Raw genomic sequence first — 602 nt, forward strand, 5'->3', positions numbered from 1 at the left:
TCGTGCTTGGCGTGGCTATCGGCGCCGAGCGGCAGTACCGCCAGCGCAGCGCGGGCCTGCGCACCATCGTCCTCGTCACCCTGGGCGCGGCGGCCTTCGCCGATGTGGGCGCCAGAGCCTATGGCAATGAGGGCCTCGCCCGCACCATCGCCTATGTCATCAGCGGCATCGGCTTTCTCGGCGCGGGCGTGATCATGAAGGAGGGGATGAACGTCCGCGGGCTCAACACTGCGGCGACCTTGTGGTGCTCGGCGGCGGTGGGCGCGATTGCGGGGAGCGATCTGATCGCCGAGGCGGTGCTGCTGACCGGCTTCGTCATCCTCGCCAACACGATGCTGCGCCCGCTGGTCGATGCGATCAACCGCATCCCGATCGAGGGGCGCAGCGTCGAGGCGACCTACACGGTGACGATCACCACCGACGCTGAGGAAGCCGGGCCGATGGGCGATTTGCTGACCGAGCATTTGGAAGCGGCGCAGCTCCCGGTGGCCGAGCTTGATGTGGTCGCGCGCGGTGAAGATCGCGTGGAGATTGTAGCCAAGCTGGTGCGTACCAATATTGCAGGCAGCGAGCTCGACGCGCTTACCGATCATCTCGCTACC

1 protein-coding gene is annotated in these 602 nt (G+C 66.8%); it reads left to right on the top strand.

The genetic code is table 11. From position 1 onward, the window contains the following. Positions 1-602, top strand: a 602-nt coding sequence (locus AACY49_RS29925) for an MgtC/SapB family protein (RefSeq protein ID WP_339527818.1), incomplete at both ends; no start/stop codon positions are given.

Source organism: Pseudomonas sp. EL_65y_Pfl2_R96 (genome assembly GCF_963970905.1).
In the GTDB taxonomy this organism is placed as follows: domain Bacteria; phylum Pseudomonadota; class Gammaproteobacteria; order Pseudomonadales; family Pseudomonadaceae; genus Aquipseudomonas.